Consider the following 16,064-nt stretch of genomic DNA (forward strand, 5'->3'; position numbering starts at 1 on the left):
TCAGAACTTAAATGATAACTGTGTATTGATAAAAAAGGAATTAACGGAAGAGGTGAGCTGCTGATCAATGAAGGCCCCTGTATCAAAGTATTGAGCGCCGCAACTCAGTTTGATGAACTTACTGAACACATATTCTGCACTGAGCAGATAAGCGGTACCTATATACTTTTCGTCAGATCCTGCACCCGGTACATTAAAGGAACCACTGGGCCTGTAAATACCATCGCCCGTAGCATAACGCCAGTTGAGCACTACATCTGCCTGCGCAGAGAACCGCTCGCTGAAAGTCAGCGTACCATAAGGATGAAGGTCTATCAGGTTGGCAGGCCCTATGCGCGGATTGAACCCGAAATACCCTCCCTTCGGATACATGGGGTTGAAGGTGCCCAGGCGGCCATCCCCCGGCTTTTTATCGCCGGAGATGTAATCATTGCGCAGGTTAATGGAGGGTTTATACAATGTATTTTCAAAGGAATAACCAATGTCAATAGCGGTAGTCCAGGCGCTGATATGACCATCGCCGAAGGAGCCGAACTGATAGGCGGATTCGAGGTTGTAGATAAAACCGCCACCATATTTCCAATACCGGACAGCCACCGTATGCCGTGTTTCGTTCGCGGTGCCTTCTTCAAAGGTGGCGCCATCTTTATGATACCCCAGGTAATACATATCGAGGTTTCCCTGCCCGGGAATGATCACATAGGAATATGCTCCCCACAGATTGATTTCATGCGTTGGTTGATTATCGAAGACACCCGGATTTATTTCGTCATCCATCATGGCAAAGACATCTGCACCAAAGGAAGGTGCATTGTACATGATCTTTCCTCCGGTAAAATATTTGCGTACGTTCGTGCCCTCCCGCACAGATATCAGTCTGCCGGTACCATAGTCCAGTTCCTGCCTGCCTGCTCTGACGGTAACAGACCGTTTCTCTTTTTCCCATGTTTTGAGCCGTACATCAACAAAGAGATTTTGCACGTTCAACTCGTCTTTATTCACCGGAGGGGGATCCAGTTTACTGAGACTTTCCAACGCACTGCTCAGCTGTGCAAACACCCTGACTGATGGCCCGAGGTGGAGGTCTGCATGCAGATTGTAACGCTGTAATAAAACGTGATTGTTTCCTTCACCATTTTTCTGCCAGTCTTCATGACTCGTGGCAGCATATTCATAACGGGCTTCACCACCAAAGGAAATGTAATAATGGTCTTTATGGAAGAGCGGAAAGTATTTGATCTTACTATGCCAGTTCCGGGAACTGTCTTTATTGAGATAGGAATAATCTTCATTGTAACGCAGCAGTTTGAACTGCTGTGCTGCCAGCGGTTGCAGCCGCAGGCAAAAAGAAACGATAAAAAGAAATATGATCTTATTATTCATGTCAGTTCGTATTCTACCCGGACCCGTGCCTTCAGTACCATACTCAGAGGACTGTTAGCCTCCGCATCTTTGATACAGGATTCGAATAATGCTTTACTTATTTTAGGAACATCAGCTTTTACGATCAGATGTGACTCTGTAATGGCGCCGTTAATAAGACTTACATAAGAAGTTGTTCTGATGATGTTGGGTACATACCCCGCCTCTCCTAATACAAAACTGAGTTTCATAGTGTAACAGCTTGCATGCGCTGCTGCCAGCAGCTCTTCGGGATTAGTGCCGGGAGCGTCGCCAAAACGGCTGTCAAAAGAATACAATTGCTCATCCAGCGTATTACTTTCAGTTGTGAGTACGCCGTTCCCTTCCTTCCCGGGGCCAGACCATACAGCAGTAGCGTGATGTTTCATAAAGCATGATAGATTTAATTGATGTATGATGTCGGGTTGATTGTCTTAACAACGTTCTGTTATCAAAGGTATCTGAAAGAAGCAGATTGCCAGATCAACAAATCATGACAAGTGTTGTACATTTCCAATAAAGCAGAAATAAGTAATTTTGATCCGGAGCACTTCTAATTACAGGCCATGGCGAAATCAACTCATAAAACAACTGCTCACACTTCGGATCAGCAGGAAGCGCTGGAAAAGAAGATACGGCAGCAGGAGATCTTACTCTCGCTGAGTGCAGAGATCATCCGTATAAAAAATAAACCGGGTCTGATGTCAATGATCAGGGAGACACTTGGTCAGTTGTTTGCCTTCTCGCATGCCACTGTTACCCTGATCTGTGAGGATAGAAAACACTGGAAAACATTCCTGGTGGACAGTCAGTCCACCGCTCAGCACCACAGGCAATACAAAGACCTGATCACTCTTACCTATCCTATACAGGATGGAGTATATAACAAGGTGCTGGAAACGGAAGGTAGTGTCGTATTTGATCTGGATGAACTGGTGGCCGCCGGTAATGCGCCTTCACATATTGTTATTCAGCATGAAGCCGGCATTAAGGAAATAGCCGCCATCACACTTATCTGCGATAATATACAACTGGGAGTGCTTTCATTTTATGCCAAAACACATGGGGCATTTACCAGGGATGCCAGAGACATTATGGAGCAGATCGTGGGGCAGGTATCACTGGCTGTAGCAAACATCCAGCAGATGGAAGAGATCAACCGGTATAAGCAGCAACTGGAGGAAGAAAACCATTATTTCAAAGAGGCTAGTGCTACCGGATACACTTACAGCGATATTATCGGGACAGGTGAAGCTATGCAGAAAATGTTCCATCTGTTGGGACAGGTGGCCTATGCTAACAGTACGGTGCTGATCCTGGGCGAAACAGGCACCGGCAAGGAGTTGGTAGCCCGTGCCATCCACAACTCTTCTCCCAGGAAAGATAAGTTAATGGTAAAGGTGAATTGTGCCGCTATGCCAGCCAGCCTGATAGAGAGTGAACTGTTCGGACATGAAAAAGGCAGTTTTACCGGTGCTACAGAACGCCGCATCGGAAAATTTGAGCTGGCCAGTAAAGGCACCTTGTTCCTCGATGAAATAGGAGAGATGCCGGTAGATCTGCAGGTAAAACTGCTAAGAGCTATCCAGGAGAAGGAGATTGAACGGATAGGGGGTAAAGGCCCGATTAAGGTAGATGTCCGCATTATTGCAGCTACGAACCGTAATCTGAAAAAAGAAGTAGCGGAAGGCCGTTTCCGGGAAGATCTGTTCTATCGGCTGAATGTATTTCCCATTACCCTTCCTCCACTCCGCGAACGGAAGGAAGACATTCCTGCACTGGCCAATCACTTCGTAGGAAAATATTCAAGGAACGCAGGCCGTAAGGAAATGAGCATTTCCAGCAAGGCGATGAAAGAGCTGATGAGTTATGACTGGCCGGGCAATGTCAGGGAACTGGAACATCTGCTCGAAAGAAGTGTGCTGCTCACAAACGGCAATGTTATCAGGGAAATAGATCTGCCTGTGATCTATAAGAATACTGTGAAGGAAGAAAAAGACTATACTAAAACACTGGCGGAAATGGAACGGGAATATATTGTCGAAGTATTGAAAAGATGTAATGGTAAAGTGTTTGGACCTGGTGGCGCTGCAGAAGTACTGGGGCTACGTGTATCTACTTTAAATTCCAGGATAAAGAAATTAGGTATCAAAAAGGAAACGCTGATATCCTGATCAGCATTTACATACATAACTGCTAGTATATAAATGAGAATCCCGCAGCATGCAGCCGCGGGATTCCTTTTATAGAGAGTAGGTTGGTAATTATTTGCGGTAGTGCGCACGTAACATCCAGGCCATTTTCTCATGCGTTTCCATCAGTCCTGTGATAAAATCACTGGTGCCTGCATCTTTATAAGTATTTGCAAATGCATCAACGTTACCCCTCAGGAACTCGATAATACTTTCGTGATCTCCCAGTAACTCTTTAATGAAGCCCAGGCTATCATTGGTCCTTTCGCTGTATTCGGTCAGGTGGGTCAGTTCCAGGAATCTTTTCAGTGTAGCCGGCGGGTAGTGACCGATAGCACGGATCCTTTCAGCTACGCTATCCATGATCTCATCCAGCTCTTCGTACTGTGACTCAAAGAACAGGTGCATGGAGTGAAAATCGGGTCCTTCTACATTCCAGTGTGCGTTACGGGTCTTAGTATAAAGTAAGAACTCGTCAGCCAGTAATTTAGCCAGTTGGTCAGCCACATGCTGTCTGTTTGCTTCTGTAATACCAATATTCGTATTCATATATCGCTTGTTTAATGCTGCTAAGGTAGAACATTCTTATTGCTTTAAATTCTTCCGGCAATAATTAACACATCATTTACAGTAAAGTCTACAACAGCAAAAAGCTTCAGAGCCATAGTAAGGAAACGCTATAAACAGGATAGGGGACGGCGCGAGTAGCTACAGTAAAGCCTACAACAGCAAAAAGTTTCAGGGCCATAGTAAGGAAACGATATAAACAGTCATAGGGAGAGCGAAAGTAGCACCCGGTTTCAGATGGGAATGTCGGGCCTTCGGCTCTCCGTCGATACGACAAGTGCTGCCCAATCGGTATGCAAACCCTATTCGCTTGACAACGCCAAATCGACATCCAGAGAGGCGCCGACCGACATCCCATACTGAAACCGGAGCTACTTAGCGTTGAATAATTTATCCGATCAGCTGTTTGATAATCTCCAACCCCTCTGTCACCCTGTTCATATCCCGTTCAGCCCCCATCGCTATCCTGATATACTCGCCTGCATTAACACCCGGTGCGGCAAAGATAGTACCCGGCATAACTTCCACTCCTTTCTTCAACAGCGATGCATATAGGAACGCAGCCGTAATACCACCCGGCAGTTTCAGCCAGCAGTGAAAACCATTGTCATGTCCGTATACCTCATACCCCGAAAGCACCGCTCTTGTTTTTACCTGCCTGCTGTTACCTTCAATACGTTTTTCCCGGATCAGGTTTTCCAGTTCTCCACTGGTAATAGCTGCCGACACAAACCTGGTAAAGAAAGTGGAAGGATTGCTGGAAGTCAGTTTCAGCATCATGATGATTTGATCCCGGTATTGTTCGGGAGCCGCAATGAATGTTACCTTAACATCCGGCGCAAAAGGTTTGGACAGGCTGTAAATGTACCAGCCAAGATCAGGCGCCAGTTGTGCGAAGTTGGCAGGAGGATTGTCTTCCAGGAAACCATAGGCATCATCATCAATGATGATCTGTCCGTGTTTACGGGCAATATCGATCAGTTCCAGGCGGCGTTCCAAAGGCATAACGACACCAGTAGGGTTGTTGATGGTAGGCATAATATAGATGGCCTTCACATTGTGCTGTGCCGTGGCTGCTTCCAGTGCCGATGGTAACATCCCTTTTTCATCGGTTTTGCAGCCGATCAGCTGTATATTCAGCAGTCGGGCAATGGTCAGAAAATTGGAATAGGTAAACTCATCCACCGCTATGGCCTTTCCCTGCAAAGAAGCAGCTAATAGTGACACGATAATAGCCTGATGACCGGAAATGGCCATGAATATACGATCTTCACTAACAGCGGGTCCCTTACGCGAAATCCATCCGGCCGCCACCTGCCTGTCTTCCTGGTTGCCGGCGGCGGGTTTGATGGTAAACCACTCATTGTACGTTGAGTAATGCCTGTCAGTAATGGGTTTAAATACGGCCTGCTGGTCGGCAAGTACCGGGTAATTTGAACTTAGCGATATCATGGAGCTGAGGATTTGGACCGCCAAAAATACAACTATTTCTCTTCAGAGATCTTACCTGCCTGTGAAGCCAGTAAGGTAATACCTGAACCCAGCACTGCGATGATGGCAAAAGACCAGCGCAGGTCTGTGGCTTCGGAAATGAAACCGATCATCGGAGGCCCCAGCAGGAAACCCAGGAATCCGACCGTAGATACTGCGGCAATGGCAACACCGGGGGCCAGTGTTTTAGACTTACCCGCCAACGCCAGCACCAGCGGTACTACAGAAGATACGCCGATGCCCACCAGGAGAAATCCAATAGTGGCAGTGACAAGGAAGGGAAAACAGATCGCCAGCAATAAACCGGAGGTGGTTAGCATACCACTGATCTGTAATACTTTTTTTGCACCCAGTCTTGTAACAAAGCGGTCGGCAATGAACCTGCCGCCGGCCATGGTGCTCATGAAGGCAATATATCCTGCAGTAGTGAGGTGTTCAGGTACCTGCACTGTCTTCTGGAAATAGATACCGCTCCAGTCGAACATGGTACCTTCTGTTACCAGGCTGCAGAATGCGATCAATCCGAGTTTAAGAATGCTGCTGTCTGGTTTGGCAAAGATGGGTTGTGAACTGTCGGAAACTTCATCCGCCGGCAAAAGGTATCGATAGAAGATCAACACCAATGCCCAGCAGATGATACAGATGAAAATGAAATGTTGTAACACCGGCAGCTCCATGTTGATAGCGATAGTGCCGAGCCCTACCCCGGCAAAACCTGCTAAACTCCACAGACCGTGGAAAGAAGCCATAATGGACCTGCCATATAATGCCTCAATTCCAACAGCCTGTGTGTTCATGGATATTTCAAAAACATTATTCATAAAGCCAAAACAGAACAATAGTATCACTAACTGCCATATATCTGAAGCCAGCCCGATCGCAGAAAGCATGAGGGGGAATAACAATCCGGCGCTGATCAGCACTTTCCGGCTACCCAGACGGGTAACCAGCCAGCCCGATACCGGCAGACTTACCATCAGGCCGATAGGCAGGGCAAACAGTACACCTCCCAGTGCGGCATTGTTCAGCCGGAAGATGGCCTTAATGTCATGTATCCTGCAGGCCCAGCTGGCGTAGGTCAGTCCGGCGATGAAAAAGAATACGCTTGTTGCAATACGGTGAGACCGCTTCAGGTTAAGATGGACAGTCAGATCTTTCATAAATCGTTACGAGGTTAAGGTCATAAGGCCAATATGCTGCTCCAGTTCGTCATAGTCCGAGATCTTGATGATGTCGTTGATGTGGGCCAGCTTCTTGTTGTCAATACCGATAAACTTTATGCCAAGTTGCAGCGTGGCCTGGTAGTCCCAGTTGCCATCACCGACATATATAATATCTGACAGCTCGGGCGACTCATTATGCCGCTTGTTCATCTTATTGATGGTATGGCTGATAATATCCCGTCTTGCAAAAGCATCCTGTGCAAATGAAGCCGCACTGCAGTCTTCAATATTAATGCCGGCACACTGCAATTTAAACAAGGCAGATTGTTTCCATCCACCGGTAGCGAGACCTATGCGCAGATCTTCATTACGGGCCAGTGTGCTGATGATCTTTCCTGCTTTGGGGATTTCCCGGAAATGACTGGCTTGTTTTTCATAAGCGGCTTCCAGTAATGTGCAGAAGCAATCAATGAAGTTCTCTATCTCCGTAACGGTGCACGGACGGTTCCTGCGCTCAAGCGATAACTGGTTGAGGATACCGGAGTCGGTGGTGTTCTCGTAATGTCCGTAATTGGTATTAAAGTCGGAAAAATTGAAAGTAGCGGCAATGGCCTTAGTAAAACAGAGATCGTCTATCTCTGTCGTATTGGTCAATGTGCCATCTATATCAAAAATAATGTACTTCATAAAAGCAGTTTTAAAACTTGATAACAGATTTCAGACTGGAAATGTCATTGTTACGCTGACGTTTGGCAACATTACATCCCAGGTCTGATACAGCATCCTTAAATTCATCGATGCCATATGATTTTGTGATGATCTTTTCCAGTCCCAGCACCTGGCCGTTGATGAGATCCACAGCATGTTTGAAAGTGTCTTGTGAATCGATGGAGCCGATGATGGAAATACTGCGGTCGGTGATCTCACGCGGATTGATGGTCTGCTGATTGTTACGCAGTCCTATCAGTGCAATCTTTCCGCCATCGGCTACTGCATCGATCGATTTTTCCAGCATGCTGCCTGTCGTATCTACGATCAGGTCGTACTGGTGTTTACGAGGTGCAAAATGACCAGACAGGTACCAGCCTGAAGTGAGAATATCGTTGTCGGTGATAAGCTCAGTTCTATTGGCAGAAGTCTCATAGATGGTGCCTGCCTGGATACCGTATTGTTTCAATGCCAGGTAGAACAATAGTCCGACAGGACCACCGCCCAGAATGGCTACATTATAGAATGGAGTGACTGCCAGCTTCTTCACCGCCGTTAGCACACAGCTGAGTGGCTCTGACATGGCGCCCTGTTCAAAAGGTACATCATCTGCCAGGGGATAGATGAAGCGTTTCGTAGTCTTAAAGTATTTCGTGAACGTACCGTCAATGGAAACGCCCGCCTCGGTCCTTGATTTCAGGAAACAGTGATTACGTAAGCCTTTCCTGCAGTTCTCGCAATAACCGCAGTAGTAGGTGGGGTCGATAATGACACGGTCGCCCACATTGAAGTTTTCAACGCCTCTGCCTTTTTCAACAATTACACCGGCAGATTCGTGGCCGATGATCACTTTCTCCTTAGCATTATATTCGCCGGAGATGATGCTGAGGTCTGTGCCGCAGATGCCGGTAGCGCGGATCTCTACGATGACTTCATCGGGCAATGTGATGGCGGGGTCTTCCCGTTCTTCCAGTTGAATGTTCCAGGGACCGTGATAAACGATAGCTTGCATGGGTAACAATTTTTTAAAGCTGACTGAATAATTTGTCCAGCCTGTCGCAGATTTCCTGTACATCGTCGACAGTGGCCGTGAGAGCGGGTCTTACTTTTACAACATTGCCAAAGCCATATCTGGAACCTCTCAGAATAAGTTTATGTTCTTCCAGTGCTTTGTCGATGATCCTGTTGGTCAGCGGTACATCCGGAGCGCCGTCTTTATCAACGATCTCCAGACCCCACATATATCCCATTCCTCTTACGTCGCCGATGAAGTGACCGTATTGCTCTTTCAGTCTGTTGAGCAGCTGGCCGAGTATAACGCCGTTATCGCGCACGTTTTCGAGGAATCCTTCGCGGGATACGATCTCCATCGTTTTCTGAGCAGCTGCCAGGGAGAGCAGATTGCCACCTGACGTATACGAGTGCTCAAATTTTTCCAGCACGGCAAATTCAGGCCTGTAAAGGATAGCCGCAGTAGGGATGCCTATGCCGCCTAATCCTTTTGCCAGCGTGATGATATCTGGTTGCATATCAAAATGCTCACTGGCGAACATGTAACCTGTTCTGCCGATGCCGGTCTGTACTTCGTCTGAGATGAGAACTATGTCCAGTTCATCACAGATCTTTTTGATCCTTTCAAAATACCCCGGCGGCGGTACAACGTTTCCGCCGTTGCCCAGGATGGGTTCCATGATGATGCAGGATACGTTGCCGGAGCCGCCGTATTCTACATAGTCATAGATGGCTTCTGTGCACAGGTAACCGCAATTGGGATACTTGGCAGAATAAGGGCACCTGTAGCAATAGGGCGCAGGTACAATAGCGTGTTTGTTGGAGATGGTATTGGCGAACGACTTTCTTCTGAAAGCGTTGCCTGAAATACTGGTCGTAAAAAGTGTTTGTCCATGATGGGAGAGGGACAGGCTGAGGACTTCATTTTTACCATTGAACTTGTTGGCTATTTTAACAGCGCCTTCATTGGCCGTAGAGCCAATGATGTCACGCATCCAGCCATCAGTAATGCCTTCAGGAGCATGTTCCAGTATGCTGTTCAGCACATTGGAAGCAAGTTCGCCGGTAAAAGAGGAGGAAACATGTATCAGGTCTTTTACCTGCTGCTGTAGAATGTCTACCACTTCCGGATGACTGTATCCGAGAGCGAGGTTAAAGGTACCTGAAACGGCATCGATGTACTCTTCGTCATGCGAAGTATAAAGGCGTATGCCACTGCCTTTAGTAAACTGAATGTTAACAGACATGGGGGTTGGGTTTTACATAAGAAAATCAAAAATGGTGGAATGGCGTAAGATAACGGGTCACATAGACTGAGTTACATAACGAACAAATGTTTCTTGAACTTCCTGCAGGGAATCCGGGTTATACAATTTTTTTTAAGACGTGGTGGACCTGAAAATGTGTCTAGCTTCATTATCAAAATTCACGATGCCAAAGTAGAATGTATTTATGAGAATTTCTTTTTTTTGTTTTAAACGAATCCTTTATTTTTTATTAAATAGGATTGTAAATTGTTGATGTGAGAGAGGAAATGAGATGAGCTGTAATGCTTTGTAGTTAACGGTTTCATAGAACTGCTGCATTCATGCTGCATGCAGTGGACCTGTTAAACTGCTGCATGTATTTTATGGTATAACAGTGTTATAAAACAGCAACTGAAATGATGTTGCGCTCACATGTTAGTAACTCCGTAAAACAGGTATGGCTGCTCCGGTATTGATGCGGAACAGCCACTCCCGTATTACTTTTCATTTTCGTTTATGAGAACAACGCTAGCGTCGTTATTCTATTACGGTAACCTTTCCTTTGTAAACACCCCTGATACGACGCTCACCAAATTCAAGTACATATGTGAAGGTTTGGTATTGCGGACCTTGTACGAATGTGAGACTGCCCCCTGTAGGTTTACTGAGTATCTCTCCTGTTCCGGTTACTTCCTGTCCGTCTTTGTAAGTGACATTCTGATAGAGCAGTGCCACATCAAAATTCTTATTGCTGTCAAATGCCGCCGAATCAGATGGCATATAGGTATAAGTGACTTTATCTGACAGTGTTTCCAGCAGGAATTGAACAGTATGCACCTGGCCGGAAAAGGAGGCTGACTGCTTCATGTCAGTAAAGGCAACTTCAACGCCGCCTGTCCAGTTTTTCCTGATGGCATAGTCCGTGTGAAAAAGGGAATCATTCAGTGTAAAACCATTACGCGGATCTACACCATCATTGCCACCATATACGCACCCTGAGAAGTATAAAAATAGTATAGCAGCCGCAAGGCTGAGAGTTGACATCTTCATTAGTTGTAGGTTTCTTGTAGTCTATACCGATAATGATGCAAATATATAAATTGTTTCTGATGACTATATAAAAAAAAGACTGTCTGCCATAGGCAAACAGTCTTCTTATAATGAAATTTTATCAGTTATTTGATAACCTTCACTTCTCCGTTGTATTCACCTTTAACGGTAATGGTCTTGTACTTCAGTTCATACACTACGCTATAAACTTCCTGGGTCTTTTTCACAGTAACTGAGCCACCGATCAGGGAATCCTGGTAAGTGGATGCTTCTGTAAATTCACCATCGGCGAATGGCTGCTTGAAGTATACATATGCATCTTCAAAATTCTTGGTGCCATCGTAACCGGTAGAGTCGCTGTTTTTATACGTATATGTCTGGCCGGAAATAACGGTGTCGAGGTCAATACCAACAGCGCTGGCAGTTCCCGCAAAACCATCAACAGCGATGTCTTTATCTGCAAATGCGATCTGTCTTCCGTCAGTAGCCCAGTCAAACAGGTAGCCATAAGGAGTATTGACAGTTTCTGTGTTGTAGGTAAAGCCACTTACAGGAGATTGGTCCGGATTCTCATCGTCTTTACTACAAGCAGCAAGGAACAGTGTGGCAGCGAACAGGCTAAAAACTAATTTCTTCATGATCTGTGAATTGGTTCTATTTGGTATAGGTTAAACATCGTCGTTATGACGAATATCTTAGGTTTTCTTGTTATCAGATTGACGGATACAGTAAAACAGTCATTCAGTGTAACATCCAGTTGTACGGTAAAAAACAATCATGCCCCCGGGGGCTTGCGGGCGCAAATATAGTAATATTATTTATAATGTTAATGGGTGGAAGCAAACATAATGGAAAGAGTATGCCCTGGCGGTTAACATGACTGCCAGGGCAAGTATACCTGGTTGATCTAGGACTGGCTATTCAGGGCCGCCTGTAGTTCTGCTTCATTTGTAAGGTCGAGCCGTAATGGGGTGATGGAAACAAAATCATTCTCCACTGCCCACCTGTCGGTACCTTCTTCTGCCGGTTCCAGCGGGGTAACGGTAAACCAGTAGTGCTTACGGTTCATGGGGTCGGTACCCGGTACGATCTTTCCATCATAAAGACGAACAGATTGCCGCGTCCAACGGATGCCTTTGGGCAGTGGTGGAAAATTGACGTTAAAAAGGCTCAATCCGGGTTTTTCGAGCAACAATTGAAGCACCATTTCCACATAATTCTCAAAAGCAGGAAAATTGGGTTCTGATTTACCCACAGGCGTGCTCAGTGCAATGCCTTTTATACCCAGTAGTACAGCCTGCTTGGCGGCAGCCAATGTACCTGAATGCCACATGCCGTTACCGAGATTCGGCCCCATATTGATGCCTGAAAGCACAACATCTGTCTTTGCGTAAAGGTGAGTACCTAATGCCACGCAGTCGGCCGGTGTGCCGTTCACCCTGTAAGCCTCTATACCTTCAAAGTTGATAGGAGAAGCCTTGAAGGAAAGTGGCCGGGAATGCGTTACCGCATGTCCCATAGAAGACTGTTCCACATCCGGCGCTACTATTCTTACCTCTCCGAACCGCTTTGCCACTTTTGCAAGGGCAGCTATGCCCGGACTGTAAATGCCGTCATCGTTGGTGATTAGTATTTTCATACCTATGCGGCCTCCAAATTCATGCCATCAGGGCATGGTATCCTTTTTGCAAATAATATGTTATGAAAGCGCATTTACTGCATAACCCCAAAGCGGGCGATAAAGATCATTCCGAAAATGAGCTGGTAAAACAGATCAGTGCTCATGATATCCGCTGTATATATTCCAATGTCAAAAAAGAATGGGTCAAAGACCTCACGCCCGATGCAGACTTTGTGATCATTGCAGGAGGCGATGGTACTGTCAGAAAGGTCATACTCGAATTCCTCGGCGGTAAAGCGGATAGAAGATATCCCATTGCGTTACTGCCCATGGGTACTGCCAACAATATCAGCCGATCGCTGGATGTGGTAGGAAATCCTGATGATATTATCGGTTCCTGGCATCAGCATCGTATCAAAAAGTTTGACGTGGGTAGGATAGCCGGCTTTCATGAAGAGATGTTTTTCCTCGAAGGCTTCGGATTTGGCGTATTCCCCGTGTTGATGGAAGCCATGAAACAACTGGAAGAACCCGATGAGCCGGAAGAAAAGCTGAAAATGGCCCTGGAAATGTTGCATGACGTCATAGATAACTATACTGCCCAGGAATGCCGGCTGGAAATTGACGGTGTGGACCACTCCGGCAAATACCTGCTGGTGGAAGTGATGAACATCCGCTCTATCGGCCCCGGATTGAACCTGAATGGTGATGCAGATGTAGGAGACGGAGAAATGGAAGTGATCCTGCTGGGAGAAGATAAAAGGAAAGCCTTTTCAGCATACATACAAGACAGGATCTCCTCAGCTGCACATAAAGACTACGATCTTCCCGTTATAAAAGGCAAAAATATCCGGATAGGCTGGGAAGACGAACATGCCCATATCGACGATGAACTGATAAAAGTGGGGAAGGGCAAAAGCTACATTGTCAGCATTTTGAAGCGGGAACTGGAGTTTTTAGTCCCGGCCTGAGTATAGATTGCTTGCTTCCTCCCTGTATAAGTGGTAATTTGCAGCTTTTTATGTGATATTACCTTTATATGAATTTGTTAGAAGTATCGGGCGTGCGCAAGCAGGAAGGCAATGAAGAAGTGCTGAAGGGTGTGAGCTTCACACAAAAGGAATTCCAGAAGATAGCCATAGTGGGAGAGTCCGGGTCGGGTAAAAGCACCTTATTGAAAATTATAGGCGGACTGACACAGGCAGACGGTGGACAAGTGCTGTTTGAGAACGTGCGTGTGAAAGGCCCGCTGGAAAGATTGTTGCCAGGACAACCGGGTATAGCTTATCTTTCCCAGCATTATGAATTGCGCAACCATTACAGGATGGAAGAGATCCTGTCTTACGCCAATACTAATCTATCTGACGAAGAAGCAGACGCACTTTATGAACTGTGTCACATCAGCCACCTGATGAAAAGAAAGAATGATCAGTTGTCAGGAGGGGAAAAACAACGCGTGGCATTGGCACGACTGCTCACCACTGCTCCCCGTCTGCTCATCCTCGATGAACCTTTCTCCAATCTCGATCCCATCCATAAGAATACATTAAAAAAAGTGATCCGTGAAATAGGTGAACGCTTCGATATCACCTGCCTGATGGTATCACACGACCCGGTGGATACTTTGTCCTGGGCCGATGAGATCATCATCATGAAAGACGGACAGATACTACAACAGGGAGCTCCTCAGCAGGTATACAGCCAGCCTGTGAATGAATATGCTGCCGCCCTGTTCGGCAGTTACAACCTGATACCTGCTGCAGCTGCGAAAGATTTCAAAGGCCTGCCAGGTATCAATGTGAACGGTAAAAGCCTGTATATCCGCCCCGAACGTTTTGAGATCACGGATAAAAAAGAACATACATTGAAAGGAACAGTAACGGAAGTACATTTCATGGGAAGCATCTATGAAATAGCAGTACAATTGCCTTCCAGTGTAGTCACGGTTAAAACAGGCAATAGCCATCACCGCAAAGGAGAGGAGATCCACCTGTCGTTATCCCCGGATGATGTCTGGTATGCCTGATAATAACCCCGGATGACGTAAATTCACGCCATGAAATTGACCCAGGAGCAGGCCGCCATCATCAAAAGTAAAGGAGATATCAGGATCATCGCCGTAGCCGGCGCCGGTAAAACCACCACATTGGCCGAATACGCAAAGGCAAGGCCTGATAAACGCATTCTATACCTCGCCTTCAACAAAACCGTCAAGCTGGAAGCAGAGAGGAAATTTGCAGCGATGAAGCTCTCTCACGTGAGGGTGGAAACAGCCCACTCACTGGCGTTCTATTACATCGTAAGAGGCTCAAAATATACCCTCAAAAGTGAAGGATACAAGATCAATGAGATCGTAGAGATCCTCAACCTGCGGGGCCTTAAAGGGAAACATACAGAATCGATCCTCGCTACACATATCAACGCCTATCTTGCCTATTTCTGCAACAGTGCGCCTGCCCGCGTGCAGGAACTCGACTATGAAGATATATTGACAGATAAGGAAGCCATCGAATTCGCCACTAAATACAAAAAGGACATCCAGTACCAGACCCGCCTGTTCCTTGATAAAATGAACAAGGGGGAGATTCCCATCACACACGATTTCTACCTGAAGAAGTTCCAGCTGGCCCGTCCTGTCCTGGACTATGACATCATCCTTTTTGATGAAGGACAGGATGCTTCCGGCGCGATGCTGGACGTGTTCCGTTCGCAACAGGGTACCAAGGTACTGGTAGGAGACAGTCATCAGCAGATCTATGGCTGGAGGCATGCAGTGAACTCCCTCGATAAACTGAACTACCCTTTATTTACGCTCAGTACCAGCTTCCGTTTCGACCAGGACATTGCTGATCTGGCGTCTTATGTCATACAGTGGAAAAAGCTGTACAGCGCTCCCCTGACGGTGAAGATCATCGGCTTTGGGAAATCTCATAAGAACCATACCCGCGCGGTAGTAGCAAGAACGAATGCGGGTTTACTGGTCAAGGCAATTGAACTGCTGATCGAAAAGAAAGAGATCAGGACCATCTATTTTGAGGGCCGACTGGAGAATTATACTTATGCCAATGAAGGCGCTTCTGTATATGATATCCTGAATCTTTATACAGGGGACGTAGGACGTATCAGGGATAAAACTATTGCCAGCATGGATAGCATGGACGACCTGGAAGAGTATATTAAAACCACCGGAGAGGCGCAAATGGGGATGTTGGTAGACATGGTGAAGAAATATGGAACAAAGATCCCCGGGTATATCAAAAAGCTGAAAGATTGTCACCTGGAGCACGATGATAAAGAGAAGGCCGATATGATCTTTTCTACCGTACATCGTTGCAAAGGAATGGAATATGACGAGGTGACGCTGACAAACGACTTCATTACCCACGACAAGGTCGTGAAACAGGCAGAGAATATCGACAGGGTTAATATTTCGAAATTATCAGAAGAGATCAATCTCCTTTATGTAGCCATTACAAGGGCTAAAAGCCATCTGTATATTCCGCAGGAGATCCTGACAGGACAACAGAAACTAGTGCCGGCCATTAAGAAACGAAGGGCCTCTGCGGCAGAGACAAAAGGGGAGAACTATGTGTACGCAGGAGAAAGAAAGTAG

15 protein-coding genes are annotated in these 16,064 nt (G+C 46.4%); 4 read left to right on the forward strand and 11 right to left on the reverse strand.

Going from position 1 to position 16,064, the window contains the following annotated elements:
• Together L3C95_RS06795 and L3C95_RS06800 are read right to left on the reverse strand one after the other, a co-directional pair.
• Positions 1-1,383 (reverse strand): alginate export family protein, encoded by a 1,383-nt coding sequence (locus L3C95_RS06795; protein WP_236386064.1) that lies wholly within the window; start codon positions 1,381-1,383, stop codon positions 1-3.
• Positions 1,380-1,790, reverse strand: a complete 411-nt coding sequence (locus L3C95_RS06800) for an OsmC family peroxiredoxin (protein WP_236386065.1) — start codon at positions 1,788-1,790, stop codon at positions 1,380-1,382. The genes L3C95_RS06795 and L3C95_RS06800 overlap by 4 nt, the downstream gene beginning before the upstream one ends.
• Positions 1,791-1,967: 177 nt before the next feature.
• On the opposite strand from L3C95_RS06800, the gene L3C95_RS06805 reads away from it, so the two are divergent.
• Entirely contained in the window at positions 1,968-3,575 is a 1,608-nt protein-coding gene (locus tag L3C95_RS06805) for a sigma 54-interacting transcriptional regulator (protein WP_236386066.1), read from the forward strand.
• Positions 3,576-3,665: 90 nt separating this feature from the next.
• Here L3C95_RS06805 and L3C95_RS06810 read toward each other — a convergent pair whose 3' ends face one another.
• From L3C95_RS06810 to surE, 9 genes are all read right to left on the reverse strand, one after another.
• Complete coding sequence (locus L3C95_RS06810) at positions 3,666-4,142, reverse strand: Dps family protein (protein ID WP_236386067.1); 477 nt, start codon at positions 4,140-4,142, stop codon at positions 3,666-3,668.
• A gap of 408 nt (positions 4,143-4,550) precedes the next feature.
• Positions 4,551-5,612, reverse strand: coding sequence for a PLP-dependent aminotransferase family protein (locus tag L3C95_RS06815; protein WP_236386068.1), 1,062 nt, complete (start codon positions 5,610-5,612; stop codon positions 4,551-4,553).
• 32 nt (positions 5,613-5,644) lie between these two features.
• On the reverse strand, positions 5,645-6,811 hold the full coding sequence (locus tag L3C95_RS06820; protein WP_236386069.1) for an MFS transporter: 1,167 nt from the start codon (positions 6,809-6,811) through the stop codon (positions 5,645-5,647).
• Positions 6,812-6,817: 6 nt separating this feature from the next.
• On the reverse strand, positions 6,818-7,501 hold the full coding sequence (locus tag L3C95_RS06825; protein ID WP_236386070.1) for an HAD family hydrolase: 684 nt from the start codon (positions 7,499-7,501) through the stop codon (positions 6,818-6,820).
• A gap of 10 nt (positions 7,502-7,511) precedes the next feature.
• Entirely contained in the window at positions 7,512-8,534 is a 1,023-nt protein-coding gene (locus tag L3C95_RS06830) for a zinc-dependent alcohol dehydrogenase (protein WP_236386071.1), read from the reverse strand.
• A gap of 13 nt (positions 8,535-8,547) precedes the next feature.
• Entirely contained in the window at positions 8,548-9,780 is a 1,233-nt protein-coding gene (locus tag L3C95_RS06835; protein ID WP_236386072.1) for an aspartate aminotransferase family protein, read from the reverse strand.
• A 537-nt stretch (positions 9,781-10,317) separates the two neighbouring features.
• Complete coding sequence (locus tag L3C95_RS06840; RefSeq protein ID WP_236386073.1) at positions 10,318-10,830, reverse strand: hypothetical protein; 513 nt, start codon at positions 10,828-10,830, stop codon at positions 10,318-10,320.
• 125 nt (positions 10,831-10,955) lie between these two features.
• Positions 10,956-11,468: a hypothetical protein gene (locus L3C95_RS06845; protein WP_236386074.1), complete on the reverse strand. Its 513-nt coding sequence runs from the start codon at positions 11,466-11,468 to the stop codon at positions 10,956-10,958.
• Between the two features lie 269 nt (positions 11,469-11,737).
• Complete coding sequence (surE, locus tag L3C95_RS06850) at positions 11,738-12,469, reverse strand: 5'/3'-nucleotidase SurE (RefSeq protein WP_236386075.1); 732 nt, start codon at positions 12,467-12,469, stop codon at positions 11,738-11,740.
• A gap of 62 nt (positions 12,470-12,531) precedes the next feature.
• Between surE and L3C95_RS06855 the strand changes: the two genes are divergently transcribed.
• The 3 genes from L3C95_RS06855 to L3C95_RS06865 all read left to right on the forward strand — a co-directional run bounded on the left by L3C95_RS06855 (position 12,532) and on the right by L3C95_RS06865 (position 16,064).
• The gene (locus tag L3C95_RS06855; RefSeq protein WP_236386076.1) at positions 12,532-13,422 is read left to right on the forward strand and encodes a diacylglycerol/lipid kinase family protein; all 891 of its coding nucleotides are present in this window, start codon (positions 12,532-12,534) and stop codon (positions 13,420-13,422) included.
• A 68-nt stretch (positions 13,423-13,490) separates the two neighbouring features.
• Positions 13,491-14,477, forward strand: a complete 987-nt coding sequence (locus L3C95_RS06860) for an ABC transporter ATP-binding protein (RefSeq protein WP_236386077.1) — start codon at positions 13,491-13,493, stop codon at positions 14,475-14,477.
• 30 nt (positions 14,478-14,507) lie between these two features.
• Entirely contained in the window at positions 14,508-16,064 is a 1,557-nt protein-coding gene (locus L3C95_RS06865; RefSeq protein ID WP_236386078.1) for a UvrD-helicase domain-containing protein, read from the forward strand.

The organism is Chitinophaga filiformis, from assembly GCF_021646545.1.
GTDB classification, from domain to species: Bacteria; Bacteroidota; Bacteroidia; order Chitinophagales; family Chitinophagaceae; genus Chitinophaga; species Chitinophaga filiformis_A.